We start from the raw sequence: 22299 nt of genomic DNA, 5'->3' as shown, positions 1-22299 counted from the left end.
CGGCACCGCTCACAAACTGCCCCCTTCTACAGCATTCAAACATTGCCTTCGCCGAAGTCGAGCAGTCTGTGCGCATGAGCAGGCTATGAGCATCAGTTGGTCTATGTACATCAGATAGTTGTGTGTATCAGTTAGCTGTATGCATCAACAAGCTGTATGCAACAGGAGCTCGTGTGCTTCAGAAATCTGTATACATCAGCAGCCTTTGTGCTTCAGCAATCTGTGTACATCAGCAGCCTTTGTACTTCAGCAATCTGTGTACATCAGCAGCCTTTGTACTTCAGCAATCTGTGTGCATTGTGCATTCAGCTACTTATCGCCAACTGATGCAGGCCTGCAAGCATGCCTTTCTTCATCAGGTGCCAGAAATCTGTACAACTAGTGGGTAACCATTGTTTGCTCGAGAATATGCCGAATGATTGCTTGCATGACATTAGCGTTCGCTTCCAAGAAAGGCGGTTGAAGCACTTCTTCGTGCACACCGCGTAGGTTGTACTCCGCATACCTGCCGCGAGTAGCCTCCTGCCATGTCGCGAGCTGCTCCCCGTCTGCCTGGTTCACCTCGGATGGCTCCGCCATCAGTGCATGAATATTGGCATCAATGATGTCGGAGTTAACGAGTTCAGTCGCGTACGACCAGTACGCCCTCATCTTGTTCTTAACTTGATCGCGGAGAAGAGGATGGTGAACCAGCATTTCTTTCAGTTCCTCCACACCATCAATCATTTGATCGATGTCGCCGTCGAATTCGTCTACTTCATGCACCTTCAGCTTCCGCAAGGAATCAACCATGATGACATCCGACACCGGATACCCTCGGCACTCCAACGCTTTCGCAACCTCGAACGTCAGATTGCCACCTAGAGAATAGCCTAACAATATAAATGGCGGCTGCGGTTGAACAGCAAGGATCGCATTCACGTATCGTTCAAGCAGTTCCTCCCGAGTTTCAGCATCATCGATAAAGTCAATGCCATGCAGGATGCAGTGATGATCCAGCTGCTTGGCCAGTTCCAAGTAGCTGAGACCGTAGCCAAGTCCCGGAGGGAAGCAGAAGACAGGGATATGACCGTTTTCGTTCAATTTCATGAAGTGATTTCCTGCCTTGCCAGCAAGTTCAGATTTCAACATTTCGTACGCCATCGCTTCAATTGTCGGCTCCCGGAATACGCTGTGAATTGGGATTTCAACCTCAGTCTCGGTATAGACGCGCTCCACTAGCCTCATTAAGCTTAAGGAATGACCGCCAAGCTCGAAGAAATTATCCTTAACGCCTACCTGACCTAGCCCGAGCACCTCCCTCCATATGTGAGCAAGCAGTACTTCTTGCGGCGTGCGCGGGGCCACGTATTCCGAGGCTGCCTGCACATGCAATTCAGGGGCCGGAAGTGCCTTCCGGTTCACCTTGCCGTTCGGTGACAGTGGAAGCTTATCGAGCTGTACGAAGTAGGATGGAAGCATATATCCCGGGAGCTGCTGAGCCAAAGCTATCCGCATCTCACCAGCCGTAATCAGACGAGCTGCTACATAGTAAGCGCATAGGCGCTTCTGCCCGTCACTTTCCTCCCTGACGATGACCACAGCTTCTTGAATCGCCTCAAGGTCTAACAGATGAGCTTCGACCTCACCAAGCTCGATTCGATAACCACGGATTTTCACCTGATCGTCTTTCCGTCCCACATACTCTATCGTTCCATCTGATAGCCATCTTGCCAAGTCACCCGTTCGGTACATGCGATCACCCGGAACGAACGGATTATTCACGAACTTGGCTCCTGACAAATCTGGACGGTTCAAATATCCTATGGCTACTCCATCGCCCGCTACGCATAACTCACCAGCTACACCAATCGGCTGCAGAACGTCTCCCTCGCCAACAATATATACGGCCGTATTGCCAATTGGGCGTCCGATCGGTATGGTAACGGCGCTGTCAGCTACTTCATCAACGTTGTGGCTAGTCGCAAATACGGTGCTCTCCGTTGGCCCATATACATGCTTAAGCTTGCCTGGACCCAAATGCCGGAGCGCCTTGCGCACATGGCTCACAGATGCGCGCTCCCCACCGAACAATATCGCACGCATATGGCGCAGGCTGTCCACTCTCAGGTCGACGAGCAGATTGAAATAGGCGGTGGTAATAAACATGACCGAAATCTTCTCGCTCTCGATGGTGTCGGCCAATCGTCCAGCGTCGAGTACTACCTCGCGCGTTATCAGGACAAGCTTCGCTCCATTCAGCAAGGCGCCAAATATGTCGAAAGTCGAGCCGTCAAAAGCGTAGCTGGATAATTGCAGCACCGTGTCATGCTGATCGATCTCGATATATTTCGCATCCCGCACTACTCTAACGATGTTGCGGTGAGTTGTTAAATTCCCCTTCGGCATTCCCGTTGTACCTGACGTATAAATGACGTAGGCGAGATCAGAAGCCCCATTATGCTGCTCCAGATTCGTGCCGTCTGCGTGGTAGGAGCCCTCATCATCTACAAGTACAACCATGCAATCCGCAGGAATATGGTTCGCCTGCAAATGACGTTGAACGACTAGAAGCGATGTTCCCGAATCGTCGATCATGTATCGAATGCGTTCCTCTGGATAGTCCGGATCAATTGGCACATATGCCCCGCCTGCCTTCAGGGTCGCCATAATCGCTACAATCATGTCTAGCGAACGATCCGTCATTAGACCTACGCAGCGGCCGGCTTTTACACCCTTACCTCGCAGTGTTCTCGCCAAGCGATTCGACCGTTCATTCAACTCGCGGTATGTGAGCCCTTCTCCTCCGAATTGGACGGCAACCGCATCCGGCGATTTCTCTGCCTGCTCCTCGAACAAATGTTGAATCGTCTTCTCCCGCGGATAATTCGTTATCGTATCATTAAATACCAGCTTGACCTGCTCTCTTTCCTGCAGGCTCATCATATTCAGAGACATCAGCTTCGCATTCGGTTCTGCGATGATGGCATCTATTAATTGCACGAAATGTTCTCCCATCCGCCTCGCGGTCTCTTTCGCATATAAAGCAGTCGCATACCCTAGACCACATAGTATCCCTTCTTCATTCTGTTCGGCATGGAAGGTTAAGTCGAACTTCGCGACAGAATGGCTGTGCGGGTATGGACTTATCCGAAGCCCATCAATATGGAAGGAACTCTGCTGTTCATGCTCTACACTGAATATCGTATCGAACACTGGATTTCGGCTCATGTCCCTAGACTTATGAACCTTCTCTACCAACGTTTCGAACGGATAATCCTGATTCTCGAATGCGGCGAGGGCCGTATCCTTCACCTCGGCCAACAGTTCTGCGAAGGATTTCTCACCAGTTGGATAATTGCGAATGGCGAGCGTATTGACGAACATCCCAACGAGCGGCTCCAATTCCGTATGGTTGCGGCCCGCGATCGGTGTACCGACAATGATATCGTCCTGTCCCGTATATTTGTGCAGGATCACGGTATATGCTGCAAGCAGAACCATGTATAAGGTTGCGCCGTAGTTTGCCGCTAATCGTTGCAACTGCTCGGCCTGACTGTTCGTTAAGGTGAACAAGGCCACATCCCCTTCGAACTGCTGTACAGCCGGTCGCACATAATCGGTCGGCAATTCGAGCGTCGGCAGTTCTCCGTCCAATTGCTTCAGCCAATAGGATTCCTGATGCGCAAGCTTCTCTGCATATTCATTGGATTGCTGCCATACAGCATAGTCCTTATATTGGATACGCAGCGCCGGCAGTTGATCGCCTGCATATATCCGGGAGAATTCATTCACGACATGCCCCATCGTTACGCCATCGGAAATGATATGGTGCATGTCGAACATCAGAATATGACGTTCATGTCCAGTTTCAATCAATCCGACTCTGAGCAGCGGTGCTTGATTAAGCTGGAATGGACGTACGAAATGAGTGATCAGCGCCTCTGCATCTTGTTCTGCTGCAAGGTGATATTCGATAGCGAACTCCACCTGCGAGTGAATGCGCTGCACAGGCTCACCGCGTACCGTCTCGAAGCTTGTCCGCAGCGATTCATGTCGGTCGATCAGCTTCTGGAAAGCCCGTTCGAATCGCGCACGATCCAGCTCTCCTTCGAGAATCAGCACTCCCGGCATGTTATAGCTTACCTCGGCTCCTGTCAGCTGGCTTACAATGAACAGCCGTTTCTGCGCTGAAGATAACGGATAATAGGCTTTTTCCTCAGCGATAGGTATTTCCGTGTAAAGTTCTTGATGCATCTCGGTTATCGCCTTCGCCATCTCCTCGATGGTCGGATGACGGAACACACCTCTTAACGGGAAGTTGACGTTCATTTCCTTGTACAGCCTGCTCACCAGCGTCGTTGCCCGCAGCGAGTGACCACCCAGCTCGAAGAAGTTGTCCTTCACGCCTACGCTTGGTAACCCCAATACATCCTGCCAAATGCGTGCAAGTCTTGCTTCCGTATCTGTACGCGGCGCGACATACTCCGTTCCAGTCTCAATGCCGCCTTCTGGCTTCGGCAGCGCTCTCCGATCGATCTTCCCATTCGGCGTCAGCGGCAGCCGCTCCAACTGTACGAAGTAGGACGGAATCATGTAGCCTGGCAGTTCCTGCGACAATGCTGCCCGCAGCTCGCCTGCCGTGAGCGAGCGCTCTGCTGTGAAATACGCGCACAGCTGCTTCTGGCCCGCATGATCTTCCAGTGCCACCACGGTCGCCTCCTGTACCGCCGGTACATGCAAGAGCTGCGATTCCACCTCGCCCAGCTCAATGCGGAAGCCCCGGATTTTCACCTGATGGTCGCTTCGGCCCACATAATCGATGCTGCCGTCTGGAAGCCAGCGCGCTACGTCACCTGTCTTGTATAGCCGCTCACCAGGGACGAACGGGTTATCTAGGAACTTCTCCTCCGTCAAGTCCGTTCTTCCCCAGTACCCGCGTCCGACACATGCCCCGGATACGAAGAGCTCGCCCTTCACGCCGATCGGCTGCAGCTCGAAGCTGTCGTTCACGATGTAAATGCTCGTGTTCGCAATTGGCTTGCCAATTGGCGGCAGACCAACCTCGATAATTTCCGGCGTCATCGTGTAGGTCGTCACGACATGAGTCTCTGATGGCCCGTAATGGTTGTGCAGGCAGATATCGAGTCGCTTTAAGCACGCCTGCACTTGCGGTGTCACGACCAACTGCTCGCCCGCCGTAATGATATGGCGAACGCAGCGCGGGAATGCTTCGGCCCACTCTGGCTCGGCGAAGATGAATTTCAGGAACGCCACTGGAATGAACAACACGTCGATTTCATGCTTTTCGATTTCCTGGAACAAGCGCACCGGATCCTTGCGCATCTCATTGTCGACCATATACAAGCTTCCGCCGAACAAGAGCGCAGAGAACATTTCCTGATAGCATACATCGAAGCTGCCGGACGCATATTGCAAGATCCGCGAAGGCATCGGAATGTTCGTGCCTTTCTGCTGATAATGCAGCAGGTTGACCATGTTGCCGTGCTCCAGCATGACCCCTTTCGGATTGCCCGTCGTTCCGGATGTGTAGATGATATAGAGCAGGTTGGACGGTTTGCTGCCATTCGGTACGTCAGCTCCGTCGCCTTGGTACAGGGACTCATCGCGTACATCAATTAGGCGGACGTCATCAGGAATGATCCCCGGCAGCTCCGATTGCGCCAACACCAGCTTAGCCCCGCTGTCTGCCAGCATATAGCGAATACGCGTCTCAGGATACTCGGGATCGATCGGTACGAATGTGCCCGATGCTTTGAGTACGGCCATCACTGCGACGACTGTATCCAGCGTTCGCTCGACAATAATCCCGACAGGCTGCTCTGCGGTCACCCCATACTCACGCAGCTTCCACGCTAGCTGATTCGCCTTCCGGTTGAGCTCTCCGTAGCTTAATTGCTCGCAGCCAGAGACGACAGCAACAGCATCTGGTGTCCGCTCCACCTGTTCCGCGAACAGTTCATGAACCGTCTTGTCGCTTGGATGCGCCATATCCGTATCATTGAACTTATCCTGAAGCAGCGCCTTTTCCTCATTGGTTACCATGCTCAAGTTAGACAGACTTGCTTGCGGGTTATCCAGCACCGCATCGACTAATTGTTCGAAATGTCTTGCCATTCGCTCAATCGTGCCTCGCTTGAATAAATCTGTTGCGTATTCAATGCTGCACACGATTTCCGCTTCATCCTCTTCCGCTTGGAAGGTCAAATCGAACTTGGATACGGTGTGTTCATTCGGCACCGACTGGAGTCGTACCCCATCGATCTTCATTTCACCTTGATCCGCATTTTGCAAAATAAACATCGTATCAAATACCGGATTGCGGCTCATATCGCGCATCACTTGCACCTGTTCGACCAATGCTTCGAATGGATAATTCTGATTCTCGAAGGCGCCAAGCGTTGTTTCTTTTATTTCATCCAAATAGGATAAGAAAGTCTTGCTGGCAGCCGGATAGCTTCGAATGGCCAGCGTATTGACGAACATACCGAGAAGCGGCTGTAAGTCTCCATGGTTCCGGCCTGCGATCGGCGTACCTACGATAATGTCCTCTTGAGCGGAATACTTGTGCAGCATCGTCTTGTACAGCGCAAGAAGCACCATGTACATTGTGGCTCCGTTCTCCGCTGCAATTCTCCGCAGCCCCGCACTTCTTACTGGATCTAGATCGAACTGCAGCAAATCTCCGCGGAAGCTTTGCGTTGTCGGACGAATGGAGTCCGTCGGCATTTCCAGCACCGGAAGCTCTCCACCCAGCACCTTCAGCCAATATCCTTCTTGCAGCTTCATTGCCTTCTGCTGAGTATCCGATTGCTGCCATACGGCGTAATCCTTATATTGAATCCGCAGCGGCGTAAGCTCTGCCCCACTGTACAAGTGGACAAACTCATTGATGAGAATGCCCATCGACGTACCGTCTGAGATGATATGATGCATATCGAACATGAGAATGGAACGTTCTTCGGACAATTCGATAATTCCGATTCGCAGCAGAGGCGGTTTCTCCAATTGGAAGGAACGCACAAACTGCTGCATAAGCTTCGAAGCACCTTCCTCGCTGGCGAGCACATGCTCGATTGCGAAGTCTACTTCCGGGTAAATCCGTTGCACAGGCTCGCCGTTCACAATCTCAAATCCAGTGCGCAGCGTTTCATGGCGCTCAATCAGTCTCTTGAAGGCTTCTTCCAATCGCCCAAGATCCACAGCTCCCTCAAGCAGCATCATGTTCGGCATGTTGTAACTCAGTTCCGCCCCTTCAAGCTGATGAAGAATATACAAGCGTTTTTGAGCCGAAGACACCGGATAATGCTGGCTTGGAGCCGCCACCGGGATACTCACATGCCTGCTTCCCTCCGCATTGCTGAGTCGCTTCGCCATCACTTCAAGCGTCGGATATTGAAATACGTCTTTCAACGGCAACTCGATATTAAGCTCCTGATGCAGTCTGTTTACGAGCAGCGTCGCCTTCAGGGAATGACCACCCAACTCGAAGAAATGATCCGTCACGCTTATACTGCTAATACCGAGCACATCCTGCCAAATTTGAACAAGCTGTGCTTCAAGCGGCGTCCGCGGCGTAACGAAAGTCTCTCCGCTCCGTCCTTCTTCCGGAGCCGGCAGCGCCTTGCGGTCTACCTTGCCGTTCGGTGTGAGTGGAAGCTGTTCCAGCTGAATAAAGTGCGCTGGAAGCATATAACTTGGCATAGCTTGACCCATCACTTCGCGCAAATGATTCGCCTCAAGCGGACGCATCGCTACATAGTAGGCGCATAGCTGCTTCTCGCCTGTGTCAGTGTCTCGTGCGACGACGACCGCTTCCTGCACATCCTCTACATTCAGCAGCTGCGCCTCGATTTCTCCTAGCTCAATCCGATATCCGCGAATTTTCACCTGTTGGTCGATTCGGCCAACATATTCAATGGAACCGTCAGGAAGCCATTTCGCCAAGTCTCCCGTGCGGTACATCCGCTCTCCCTGGACGTACGGGGAATCGACGAACTTCTCTGCCGTCAAGTCTGGACGATTCAAATATCCTCGTGCCAATCCATCACCTGCCACGCACAACTCGCCGGCAACGCCTACTGGCTGCAGCTTATTGTTCGCATCAACGATATAGATTGACGTATTGCTGATCGGACGTCCAATCGGTACCGTCACCGCATTCTCCGTGACTTCGTGCACATCGTGGCAAGTCGCGAATACGGTACTCTCCGTCGGGCCGTATACATGCTTGAGTGCACCTGGCGCGACATGATTGAGCGCCTTGCGAACGTGGCTGACAGATACCCGTTCGCCACCGAATAAGATAGCCCGAATATTGCTCAAGCAGGAAGCCTGGACATCAACCAGTACGTTGAAGTACGCCGTCGTGATGAACATAACCGAAATCTTCTCTTGTACGATCAACTCAGCCAATTGCCGTACTTCCAGAAGCGTCTCATGTGGTACAAGAACAAGCTTGGCCCCGTTCAGCAGTGCACCATAGATGTCGAAGGTCGACCCGTCAAATGCATAGCTGGACATTTGCAGCACGTTGTCATGATTTGTGATGTCGATATACTCGGTTTCTCTCACCACACGTACAATATTGCGGTGCGTCGTCAAGTTCCCCTTCGGCTTACCCGTCGTGCCGGATGTGTAGATTACACAGGCTAAGTTCTCGCTGCTTGCGTCTGTGTTCGCCTCAAGATTCGAACCGTTGCTGTCATAGGATGTTTCGGTGTCAAGATTGATAATTGCATCAAGTGGTGATGCGTCCATGACTGGAATTTTCCCCGTTAAATGCTGCTGTGCCAGCATGATTCGCGCACCGGAATCTTCAAGCATGTACCGAATCCGTTCTCCCGGATATTCCGGATCGATTGGCACATACCCGCCTCCTGCCTTCAAGATTGCCAGAATACCAATAATCATATCCGGCGAACGTTCAGACATGAGGCCTACCAGCTTATCCGTTCCAACTCCGACTGCCCGCAGTGTACGTGCCAATCGGTTCGCCCGATCGTTCAAATCACGATACGTCATCTGGAAATCTCGGAAGGAGATGGCTACTGCATCAGGATGTCGTTCGGCTTGTTCCTCGAATAAGCGATGCAGCATCATGTCTCGAGGGTAATTCGTAAATGTATCGTTGAATGATTGGACTACTTCCGACTTCTCGGCTTCCGTCGCGAGCTCCAGATCTGCTACCGCAATCCGTGGATTGTCTACGATCTGCTCCAAAATATTGTTCAAATGCCCCATCAACCGTTCCATGTCTGCTTGTACGAAGCGGTTAGCATTGTAATCAAACCGAATAGAGATTTGTTCTCCCGGTACAACGATCAAGTTGAAGTCGTAATTGGTCTGTTCCTCCACCGCTACATCAGTTAAGGATGGCATACCGTGCTCGTCACCGCCCGCCTGCTCTAGCTGTTCGTCCATCGGGTAGTTCTCGAACACCATAATTTGTCTGATCGCATTCTGCTTCAGCGCACTGCGAGATTGTATCTCATACAGCGGATAATAATCGTACTTGCCGGACTCCAGCGCTTGTTCTTGAAGCAGCCCCATCAGTTCCGCAAAGCTGGTGCTTCCCTCGCACTTGACGCGGATCGGAATCGTATTAATGAATAAGCCGATCATCGTCTCAATGCCTGGCACCTCTGCTGGTCTGCCTGATACGACGCTGCCGAAAACAACATCATTTGTGCCATTGTATTTTTGCAAAATAACGCCCCATGCCGCTTGCAGTAAAGTATTAAGCGTAACCTGATGCTGTCTCGCCGTCCGGCTAATGGATGCGCTCAAGCCAGCATCCAATTCACGACTCCATTTTTCAGCCTTATATGGTTCGCTATCGATTCCCGCCGATGATTCTTGCGGGATCTCTGTTACCTGATCGTAATCAGCCAAGTATGCAGACCAATAAGTCCCGGCCGCCTCCTCGTCCTGCTGCCCTAGCCATTCAATGTATTGGCTGTAAGCTGGAACCGCTGTTCTATCCGGCGACTTCTTCTGCAGCAAGGCGGCATACGTATCGAACAGCTCTTGCATCAGCTGTGGCAGGCACCAGCCGTCCATCAAGATATGGTGAGAGCTCCACAGTACACGGCAGCTCAATTCCCCTGTACGGATAGCCGATACGCGCATCAGGGCACCTTGTGCGAGATCGAAGCCAAGCAGTTGGTCACTGCTGACCGCTTCCTTAATGAAGGATTGCTGCTCCTCTTCATTCAAAGCGCGCACATCCTGGAACGAGAATCCGATTGGTTTGTTCCGGAATACGACTTGTACCGGTTCGCCTTGAGGGCCGCTAATGAAGTTCGTTCGCAACACAGCGTGCCGCTTCGCCAATTCGTTCAGACTGCTGGAGAACAGTTCCACATCAAGCGTACCTTCCAATGTGAACATCGTCTGCTCATGGTACGCCCCCGTCAGACTGTCCATCGCGCTGTGGAACCACATTCCCTTCTGCATCGGCGTCAATGCATATACATTCTCGATCTCGCCGATATGCTGCATTTGCGAAGATATCCGATCCAGCCACTCCAAGCTAAGTCCCTTAAACAAGACATCACTTGGCGTCAATTGCGTCCGTTCCTGTGATTCGCAGTGTGCGATAATTTCCTTCAATGATTCTGTAAGGAAATCGCCCAATTCCTCCATCGTCTCTTTGCGATACTCCTTGACGCTGTAACTTAATCCCAGTGTCAATTGGCCTTCTGCGATCACGCCGTTAATATCGAGCGGATACTTGCGCTCCTGCTCATCGCTAATCTCCGAACCGCTTGCATATGGAGATACACTCAGTTCGTTATTACTCAAGTCCGCATCGAACTGTCCCAGGTAGTTGTAACGAATTTGTGTCGCTGGCGCATCATTCCAAGCCTGTTTGCCCGAATTGGATAAATACCGGAACAGACCGTACCCGATTCCTTTGTTCGGAATGCGGCGCAAATCCTCTTTTACCTTCTTGATCTGAGATCCAAGACTGTCGTTCGCTTCCATCCCGAGCTCAAACGGATATTCGGTCGTAAACCAGCCAACCGTCCGCGTAATATCCATGCCTTGTATAATGGACTCGCGACCATGCCCTTCCAGCGTAACCAGTATGCGCTCGATGCCGCGCCACTTCATGAGTGCCCTGCCAAGCGCTGTGAGCAGAATATCATCCATTTCGGTGTTGTAAGCACGGTGAACATGCTTCAGAAGCCGTTCTGTATCTTCCCGATTCCACTCGAGCACGACGGATTCACTGTCGCGCTGCAAGGAAACCGTGCACTCGCTGTCTTTAGGCAGGGCGGCCACTTCCGTCTGCGCGACGCCGAGCCAATAAGCAGATTCCTTATCCATCGCTGGACTATTCGCGTACTCTACTAGCTGTTCCGCCCATGTACGGAAGCTGTCCGTCTTCATCGGCAGACGTACTTGGCGTTGATTCAGCGCCTGTTCGTAGCCTGATGCGAGATCCTCAAGCAATATTCTCCAAGACACGCCATCGATGACTGCGTGGTGGATAACGAGCAGCAAGTGATCACCATCACTGCCGTGGAATAAGCCTGCCTTGACCAAAGGCCCTGCCTGTAGATCAATACTGCCTTGAATGTGGTTTGCTTCCGCTTCAATCGCTGCGGCGAAATCCGACTGATCCGTTAAATCGATCTCTTCCATACTGAAGAGTTCGCCCTCTACTAGGGATCGATTCCAGAGCGAAAATTCTCCTTGTTCCGTTCTCTGAATTACAATACGAAGCGCATCGTGGTGTTCAACCAACTTATGAAGCGCCTTGCGCACTGCATCTGCGACAAAGCCATCCTTGCGATACAGCATTACCGACTGATTGAAATGATGCGGATTCGCAAACTGCTGATGCTCGAACCAATGAAGAATCGGTGTCATCGGCACCTCACCGACTACTTCTCCCTGATCAGCCGTTCGATTAATCGGCTGCATGTATGGAACCAACTGTGTAACCGTTGGGTATTTGAACAAGTCGCGAATTTCAAGCTTGAAGCCCGCCTGCTGCATTCTTGCTGCCACTTGAATGGACTTGATAGAATCTCCGCCAAGCTCGAAGAAGTGATCGGTTATCCCGACACGTTCGATGCCAAGTACGGCTTGCCATACGGTTGCCAGCATCTGTTCCGCTTCCGTGCGCGGCGCAACATATTCCGATTCAACTTGAAGGCTTCTCTCTGGTACCGGCAAAGCTTTGCGATCCAGCTTGCCGTTCGGCGCCAGCGGCATCTGCTCCAGCCTTACGAAGTATGATGGAATCATGTAGCTCGGCAGTTCGGCGGCAAGTGCGGCTCGCAGGTCACTTACTGTTACTTCTCCGTCTGCTACATAGTAGGCGCAAAGTGACTTCTGTCCGCTCTCGTCTTCCCTCGCAACGACGACTGTCTCCCGAACCGCGTCAATATTCAGCAGCGCAGTCTCCAGCTCGCCAAGCTCGATTCGATAGCCGCGGATTTTCACCTGATGATCAATCCGTCCTAAATATTCGATGTTGCCGTCTGGCAGCCACCGCGCGAGATCACCCGTTCGGTACATCCGTTCACCCACGGAAGGCACCAATACGAATTTCTCTTCTGTCAGTTCTGGACGGTTCCAGTATCCGCGCGCCAATCCGACGCCCGCGATGCACAGTTCGCCCGCGATGCCGATCGGCTGTACTTGATTGTGCTCGTTCACGATATAGATGCGTGTATTGTCAATCGGCTTGCCAATCGGCACACTCACATACGTTTGGCCTAGTTCGCAGTCGAAGTACGTGACATCTACCGTTGCCTCTGTCGGACCGTACAGATTGATGAGTCGTGCTCCGCTGGCAGGTACAACATACTGATGGAATCGCTCGACCTGCGATGCCAACAGCGCCTCACCGCTCGTGAACACCTGCTGGAGTGGAGACAGACGATCACGCTCTGCCTCAGGCAGCTGCTCGATATGCTCGAGGAAGGCGTGCAGCATTGATGGCACGAAGTGCATCGTCGTAATTTCGTACTGTTCGATCGCCTCAACGATTGCTGCCGGATTCTTCTCCCCGCCAACTGGAAGCATAAGCACCTTCGAGCCGACAAATGCCCACCAGAACAACTCCCAAACAGATACGTCGAACGTGATCGCCGTCTTCTGCATAATCGTGTCATCCGCGCCAATCGGGTACCGCTTCTGCATCCACAACAAGCGGTTGATGACTGACGTATGCTCGACCATAACCCCTTTCGGACGTCCGGTCGTACCAGATGTATAGATGATGTAGGCGATATCGGTTGGCTTGTTGACCACCTCAAGGTTTGAGTTATCCTGATCGTACGAGTCAGCATCATCCAGATTAATAACGCGGCCAGCAAAATCAATTGCATCACCCACGCTGCCTTGAACAATCAGTACTTGAGCCTCGGAATCGTCCAGCATATATCGGATGCGTTCTTCTGGATAATCCGGCGCGATCGGCACATAAGCGCCGCCAGCTTTCAATATCCCCATGATGCCAACCATTAGCTCTAACGATCGTTCCGCCATAATGCCGACGATCTGATCCGGAACAACGCCTGCTGCTCGCAGTGTCCGCGCCAACTGATTGGCACGATCATTCATCTCCTGGTAGGTCATCGTATCTGCTCCGTACAACACCGCCGTCGCATCCGGCGTCCGCTGAACCTGCTCCTCGAACATCCGATGAATCATCTGTTCGCGAGGATATTCGATTTCCGTATCATTGAATGCCGTCAGAAGCTCTGCCTTCTCGTCGTCGGTCGCCAGACGGACATCTTTCACAGCAATGGCCGGATCAGCTGTTACCTGCTCAAGGACATGAATCAGATGCTGCCGCACTCTCTCCATATCTGCTCGAGCATACATGGAGGCATTGTACTCGAGGCGAATCATCATATCCTCGCCAGGCATCACTACGAGATTGAAATCATAGCTCGTCTGCTCGGCCACCCGCACGTCAGTAATGTTCAATTGTCCCCGCTCATCACCAGCCTGTTCCATTTGCTCTTCCATCGGGTAATTTTCGAACACCAGAATATGATTAATCAAATCCTGCTTATGAGCGCTGAGCGCCTGTATGTCATACAGCGGATAATAATCATACCGCCCTGACTCCAGTGCCTTCTCCTGAAGTTGCTTCATCACGTCGGCAAATCTGTCATCCGCTTCACACACAACACGAATCGGAATGGTGTTAATGAATAGTCCAATCATGGATTCAATGCCTGGGATTTCCGCCGGTCTGCCCGATACGACTCCGCCGAATACAGCGTCGCCGGTATTGTTGTACTTCTGCAAAATAATGCCCCATGCCGCCTGCATTAGCGTGTTCAGCGTCAGCTGATGCTGCTTCGCTACCCGATGCATCTTCGCAGTTAAAGCCTCGCCCAGTTCAAATACGAGATTGTCAGCAATATATACATCGCTGCGCCCGCTCGATTTCTTCTGAGGAAGAACTGTTTGCTGATCGTAATCCGACAGATAGTCGCTCCAATACTGGGATGCAGCTGTGTAATCCTGCTTGTACAGCCATTCAATATAGAGACTGTATGGCGATGCTCCCGATCGGCTGCTTGACCGTCCATTTACGGAATCGGAATACGTCTCGAGCCATTCTTGCGTGAGCTGCGGCAAGCACCAGCCGTCCATCAGAATATGATGAGAGCTCCAAATGACATGACTGCAGTTCACGCTCGTCCGCAACACGGACACCCGCATGAGCGCATCGCGCTCCAGATTGAAGCCCCGCTGCTTGTCAGCTTGCGCCATCGCTTCAACTCGATCCTGCTTCTCATGCTCCGGCAATTCCGTTAGATCCTCGTAACTAAACTCCAGATTCTTGTTCCGGTATACAATTTGCAGCAATTCTCCGTTCCAGCCGCTGAAGAAATTGGTGCGAAGCACCGCATGGCGCGTCGCGAGTACATCTAGGCTGCTTGCGAATAGCTGAACGTCAAGCTCTCCTTGAATCGTAAAGCGAGTCTGTTCAAAATAAGCGCCCGCTTGACCGTCCATCGCATTATGGAACCACATTCCCTTCTGCATCGGCGTCAGTGCATAAATGTTCTCGATGTCCCCGAGATCCCTCGTCTGCTCCGCAATACGCTCCAGATCCTCAATACCAAGCCCGTTAACCAATACGTCACTTGGTGTCAATTCTGGCTTATCTTTCGATGCGCAGTGGGCAACGATCTCCTGCAAACTTCCCTTCAGCAATCCTGCCAGTCGGTCGATCGTATCGCGGCGGTATTGCTTGCTGCTGTAGCTCACTTCCAATGCAAGAACCCCAGCCGATATCATCCCGTTAAAATCAAGTGTGGTGTTACGAGCCTGACGAACGCTTATCTCTGCGCCGCCCGAATATGGAGAGACTTCCATCTCATTGTTCTGCAAATCCTGATCGAATTGTCCCAAATAGTTGAAGCTGATTTCTGGCTGAGCTGATGCTTCTGATCGTGATACATTTTCCGTACCAGACATACCTGAGTCCGATAAATATCGATGAATGCCATAACCGATGCCTTTATTCGGAATACGTCGCAAATTTTCCTTCATTCGTTTGATTCGATAGGACAAACTCTTGTTCGGATCGCTCTCGAGCAGGAATGGATATTCACTCGTGAACCACCCCACAGTGCGCGAAATATCAAGCTCCGGCATGATATTTTCGCGGCCGTGTCCTTCAAGTGTAACTAGGGCTTTCTCATGTCCACACCATTGCTGTATAGCCATGCCGAGCGCCGCGAGCAGAATGTCGTTCATGTCCGTGTTATAAGCCCGGTGAACATGCTTCAGCAGCATATCCGTCTCCTCCCGGCTCCATTCCACTACGACCGACTCGCTATCCTGCTGCAAGGATGTCTCCGCTTCGAAATCCTTCGGCAAAGGCAAAATACTCGTTGCATTCGCTTCTGCCTGTTCCCAGAAGACTTGTTCCTCTATCATGGCTTCGCTTCGTGCATATGACGCGAGCTGATTCGCCCATGTGCGGAAGCTGTCCGTCTTGGCAGGCAGCCGAACAGGCTCTCCCTTCAACGCTTGTTCATATCCAGTAGCGATATCCTCCAGCAAGATGCGCCAGGACACACCGTCAACAACGCCATGGTGCATGACAAGCAGAAGATGATCCCCCTCATCGGTACGGAACAATCCGGCTCTTGCCAACGGCCCATCGTGCAGGTCGAAGCTGCGCTGAATCTCCGTGGCCTTGGCTTCAATGATCTGCCGAACATTCTGCTCATGATCACCTGATGCTGAGCCAGTAAGGTTCAGAACTTCCAGATGGAACAATTCCCCCTCTTCGATTGCGCGATTCCAAGCTGTATAATCACCTTGATCATTCCGTCGGAATACGATGCGCAGCGCATCGTGATGTTCCGTTACTGCCTGAAGTACATTGCGGATTGCCGCTTCGTTAAAGCCTTCTCTCCGGTACAGCATGATCGACTGGTTATAGTGATGCGCGTCGGCAAACTGCTGTTCGAAAAACCATCCAAGAATCGGTGTAAGCGGCACGTCACCTGATACTTCGCCCTGATCTGCAACCTTGCTTACCCTCTGCAAGTGGGATCCCAGTTGGGCAATCGTTGGATACTTGAACAGATCCCGAATTTCAAGCTTATAGCCTGCTTGCTGCAATCGGGAAGCAACTTGGATAGACTTGATGGAGTCGCCTCCAAGCTCAAAGAAATGATCCAGCACACCGACTCGTTCAATACCAAGGACGGTTTGCCATACATTCGCCAGCGCTAACTCCTCTTCCGTGCGTGGCGCCACGTATTCAATCCCCGTGTGCGCACCCGCTTCCGGGGCAGGCAGCGCCTTGCGATCGACTTTCCCGTTCGGTGTGAGCGGCAGGCGATCCAGTTGAACGAAATAGGATGGAATCATATATGCGGGCAATTCATCGGCCAATGCGCTTCTCAGTTCACTCACCGTCAGCTTGCGATCCGCAACGAAATAAGCGCATAATGCTTTTGACCCGTTCGGATCCTGACGCGCCACGACGACACTCTCCCGAACAGTCTCCACCTTGAGAAGCTTGGACTCGACTTCGCCGATCTCAATGCGGTAACCGCGTATTTTCACTTGATGGTCGATACGGCCTAAATATTCGATGTTGCCATCCGGCATCCAGCGAGCCAAATCCCCTGTGCGGTACATTCGGTGATCCTGCAGGAATGGATCTGCGACGAATTTCTCGCTCGTCATCTCTGGACGATTCCAATACCCGCGACCGACGCATGGGCCGCCGATATAGAGCTCACCGATGACACCAACCGGAAGCAAGGAACGTTGTCCGTCCATAATGTACATCGTTACACCCGGCAATGGTTTTCCAATCGGCAGCGCTCTTGGAACAGTTGGAGTCGTTGGTTCATAATAGCTGGCATCGATGCATGTCTCAGTCACGCCATAGCTATTAATGATGCGGAACTGCGAACCGAATCGATCCAGCATCTTCTGAAACTCATCCGGCGGGCAATAGTCCGATCCAACGGCGACAAGCTTCAAGCTGCTGATATCCAGCTTGTTCTCATACACATATTCCATAAGCGGAATGACGATAGACGGCGTGCAGTCGAACATATGAAGACGATGCTTCCGGATCAATTCGTAGATTTCAGCCGGATTCGCACGTGCATGCTCAGGGCAAAGAACCAGTTCCCCGCCATGCAGCAGCGCACGAATCAAATCACCTGAAAATACGTCAAATGAGAAGCTCGCCCATTGCATCCAGCGAATGCTCTCTTCCCGCAGACCATATTCACGTTCCCAAGCCTTCGCCATAACTGTCAGTTGTCTGTGCTCGATCATCGCACCCTTCGGCTGTCCCGTCGTGCCCGATGTATAAATGACGTAAGCCAGGTGTTGTGGTTCAGTGATGGACACAAGATTGGCAGCATCCTCAGCATAGGATGACTCATCATCAAGTAGAACCCATGTACCGTCAAACGATGAGAGAGACTGTAAATGGCTCTGCGTCACCAATACGTTTGCCTTGGAATCCTCCAGCATGTAACGGATACGTTCTTCCGGATATTTCGGATCAATTGGAACGTAAGCGCCGCCTGCCTTCAAGATCGCCATAATGCCCACGATCATGTCCAACGAACGGTCTGCCAAGATGCCGACAAGCTGCTCCGGCTGCACGCCGTGTTGACGAAGCGTACGTGCCAGACGGTTCGCCCTCTCGTTCAACTCCCGATACGACAGTTGTTCATTCTCATGCACGACCGCAGTTCGTTCCGGTGTAAGAGCGGCCTGCTCCTCAAAGAGTTGATGAACCGTGTGCTTCTGCTCCATTTCTGACGGATCATGATTGAACTTGAATCGAATTTGCTCTTGCTCACCCGGCGTCAACATCCCGAGCACGGAGATTTGCGCCTCAGGCGACTGTGCAATTGAATGAAGCAGCTGTCGATAATGATCCGCCATTCTTACGATTGTGTCTTGTCTGTATAAGGACGAAGCATACTCCAAGCTGCAAGCGAGCCCATCCGCTCCTTCCGCAACGTCCAAGCTGAGATCGAACTTGGATATTTGGTGTTCGAAGCCATACGGCTTCAATTGGAGTCCTGGAAGTTCAAAATCCTTGTTCTCCATATTTTGCAGGGAGAACATCGTATCGAACAGCGGGTTGCGGCTCATGTCTCTTGTAACATGAAGCTTCTCAACAAGCTCTTCGAATGGGTACTCCTGATGTTCAAATGCAGCTAACGCCTGCTCCTTCACTTGTTCCAAATAAGCACGAAACGTCGATTCTCCAGCCGGATAATTGCGAATTGCGAGCGTATTGACGAACATACCAATAAGCGGCTGCAAATCGTCGTGCATTCTCCCTGCGTTCGTCGTGCCGACGACAATATCTTCCTGACCCGTGTACTTATGCAGCAGCACCGTGTAAGCTGCGAGCAGAACCATGTATAACGTCGTTCCGCTATCCGCTGCGAGGCGTTGCAATGCCGTACTTATATCCGAATCGACCGTAAATTCATAGGTCTCCCCTTCGTAGCTCTGAATGGCTGGACGCGCGTAATCCGTTGGAAGCTCAAGTACAGGCAGTTCTCCGCCAAATGTTTGCAACCAGTAGGTCTCCTGCTGCTTCGAACGCTTCTGCTGTGCTTCCGACTGCTGCCAAGCGGCAAAGTCTTTATATTGAATACGCAGCGGTGGCAGCTCCTCACCCCCGTACAACCGAGCGAACTCCTCTACTACGACTCCCATAGATGCACCGTCAGAAATGATATGGTGCATGTCATAGAGGAGCACATGTCGATCCGGTGCCATTTCAATTAAGCCAACCCTCATCAACGGCGGAGTCATCAAGTCGAACGCTCGGATAAATTCGCGGGCTTTCTGCGCCGCTTCCGCCTCGCTTGTCTGCATATATTCAATGGCAAAGCTTACATCCTGATACACCTTCTGCACCGGTTCTCCGTCCATCAGCTCGAATCCGGTACGCAGTGTCTCATGTCGTGCAATCAGCTTGCGGAATGAGGCTTCGAGGCGTTCTCTATCCAGCAGTCCCTCCAGCAGCATGGCACCCGGCATATTGTAACTCTGTTCCGCACCTTCGAGCTGCTGCAGGACATACAGCCTCTTTTGCGCTGAAGATACCGAATAATACTCGCTTTCCTTCACCCGTTCAATCGCGCTGAACTCCTGCTGCTCCATCCCATCCATAAGCAAAGCCAATTCTTCGATCGTCGGATTTCGGAACAAATCCCGAAGCGGCACATTGACGTTCAACTCCTTGTGAAGCTTGCTTGCCAATGTAGCTGCCCGCAGCGAGTGTCCGCCAAGGGCGAAGAAATTATCCTTGATGCCGACCCTTTCCACACCAAGCGACTCCTGCCAGATTTGCGCAAGTCGTGCTTCAAGTGGAGTACGAGGCGCAATATACTCCGTGCCAATAGCCATGTTAGCTTGGGGATCGGGCAATGACTTGCGATCCAGCTTGCCGCTTGGCGTAAGTGGCAGCTGTTCCATTTGCACAAAGTGAGAAGGAATCATGTAATCCGGCAGATTGGAAGACAACGCCTCCCTTAATTCCGTCACAGTAAGCTCAGCGTCAGCTACCATGTACGCACACAGCATATGTTGGCCATTACCGTCCGGCCTAGCATCCACGATGACCTCTCGCACACCCGCTATCTTCTTCAAGCTCGACTCGATTTCGCCCAGCTCGATACGGAATCCACGGATTTTGACTTGGTGATCAATCCGTCCCAAATATTCAATTGTGCCGTTCGGCAGCCATCTGGCGGAATCACCAGTATGGTAAATGCGTTCTCCTGGCACAAATGGATGAGCGGCAAATTTCTCTTCCGTTAATTCGGGACGGTTCAAGTAACCTCTCGCCAGCCCCTCACCGGCTATGCATAATTCGCCCGGCACATGTAACGGCTGCAACTCCCCAGAAGTATTCAAAATGAGCACACTCGCATTAGAGATCGGTGTACCAATGGTGATGGGTTGATCCTTCTCGAGGCCAATTGCGCAGGTCGCCACGACGCTGTTCTCTGTTGGACCATATTCATTAAACAGCTTCACATTAGGAAGCTGCTCCTTGCTTCTAGCTACTAATGCACTGCTGACACTCTCGCCAGCCAATGTCACTGTACGCAGCGTAGACACAGACTCGGCCTGCATCACATTGAGCAGCGCTCCGTATAGATTTGGTACGCAAATGAAGTGCGTGATTCCTGATTGGCTGATAGCGCCATGCAAGGCGAGCGGATCCTTCGCGTCCTCTTCCTTAAGTAAAAATAAACCTGCGCCGGACAATAATGAGCAGAACGCGCTCATGACGAAGCCGTCAAAGGAAAATGAAAACAATTGCAGAATCCGGTCGGAGGAAGAAAGCCCGTATGTCCGAATTCTCCACAACAGCGCATTGACTGCGCTTCTATGTTCAATCATGACCCCTTTCGGATTGCCTGTCGTGCCCGATGTATAGATGACATATGCCAAGTTGCTTGAATCGGACACAGAGGCAAGTTCCGTCCCGTCGTCATGATAATTATGTTCGCTATTCATATCCACGATCGTGCCCTCATAGGTGACACGCTCGCGAAGATGGTCTTGAAGCAGTAGCGTCTGCGCTCCCGAATCCTCGAGCATATAACGAATGCGCTCCTGCGGATATTCAGGGTCGATTGGAACATAGGCCCCACCAGCCTTCATGATGGCTAGCAAGCCTACAATCATTTCGAGCGACCGTTCGGCCATGATGCCAACGAGCTGATCGGATCGAACGCCAGCGTTCTGTAACGTACGCGCCAGCCTGTTCGCCCTTCCATTTAGCTCGGCATATGTTAACTGTTGCTGCCCATAAACTGCCGCAACAGCATCCGGCGTGCGACGTGCTTGTTCCGTGAAGAGTTCATGAATTGTTCGGTCACGTGGATACTCTGCAGCCGTCGTATTAAATCCGTGCAGGAGCAGCGATGTTTCCTCATCCGAAAGTAAGCGAAGATCCCCCAAATTCGTATTTGGCTCAAGCAATACGATGCTCAGCACGCGCTGCAAATGCTCAATGATTTGCGATATAAATACCGAGTCATAGACACGTTCGTTATATACAACGCTCAAAAGGAGGTTCTCAGCTTCGAACTCAAATTGGAACAATACATCTGCAACAACCGTTGGAATAAAGTTAACGGTATGTATATTCTTCAGAGCTGCCATCGTATTGATGACAGGCAAGCCATTCTTTTCTTGTACATTCATCTGCTCAGTTATGAGCCGGAAGGGGATATGCTGATGTCGAATCGCTTCTGTAAAGGATTGTTTCAGTGAAGTAAGCAAGGATTTGAACGTGAGCTCTTCATTGACATTCTCCTTCAATAGGACGACTTGATTGATGGGAAGTCTCTTCTCCCCTGCTTTTCGCACAATAGGCATGCCGATGACGATGCGATTCTCGCTCGTGTATTTGTGCAGCAAGCATTGGATGCCACCTAGTAAAATCATGAAGGCTGCTTGATGCGAGCCCTTAGACATGCGAATAATTCGTTCCGAAATTTCAGCAGGCATCGTAACAGAAACGGAATAATGTCGTGCCGCTTCACTGCTTGGAGTGCTCGTGTAGGGCAAAGTCGTAGGCGTATCTTCAGTATCGAGTTTCGCTTTCCAAAATTCGATTTCTTTATCAAAAGCCATTCTGATCATCTCCCCTCTCAAATCAAGTAAAGCCCCTAGAGGACGGCATCCGTCCATCCGGGTACGTGCCTGTCAATCCATTGCACGCAGCCCGAATGAACGAAATCCAATCCTAGTGTCATGAATGACGCGTTAACAACCGAACAACAG

General features: G+C 51.6%; 1 protein-coding gene. It reads right to left on the bottom strand.

Going from position 1 to position 22299, the window contains the following annotated elements; translation table 11 throughout:
* Window positions 1-378 precede the first annotated feature (378 nt).
* Window positions 379-22149: a non-ribosomal peptide synthetase gene (locus tag BLS15_RS29640; protein ID WP_254777388.1), complete on the bottom strand. Its 21771-nt coding sequence runs from the start codon at window positions 22147-22149 to the stop codon at window positions 379-381.
* Window positions 22150-22299: the final 150 nt, after the last annotated feature.

Source organism: Paenibacillus sp. cl6col, from assembly GCF_900102125.1.
Classification (GTDB): domain Bacteria; phylum Bacillota; class Bacilli; order Paenibacillales; family Paenibacillaceae; genus Paenibacillus_B; species Paenibacillus_B suaedae.
The sequence above is the reverse complement of the archived record's forward strand: the minus strand, read 5'-3'. Positions and strand labels throughout refer to the sequence as shown.

What these genes read in the sequence shown, in the direction of transcription:
- BLS15_RS29640 (WP_254777388.1), bottom strand. Translation starts at nt 22,149, where the DNA reads ATGGCTTTTGATAAAGAAATCGAATTTTGGAAAGCGAAACTCGATACT.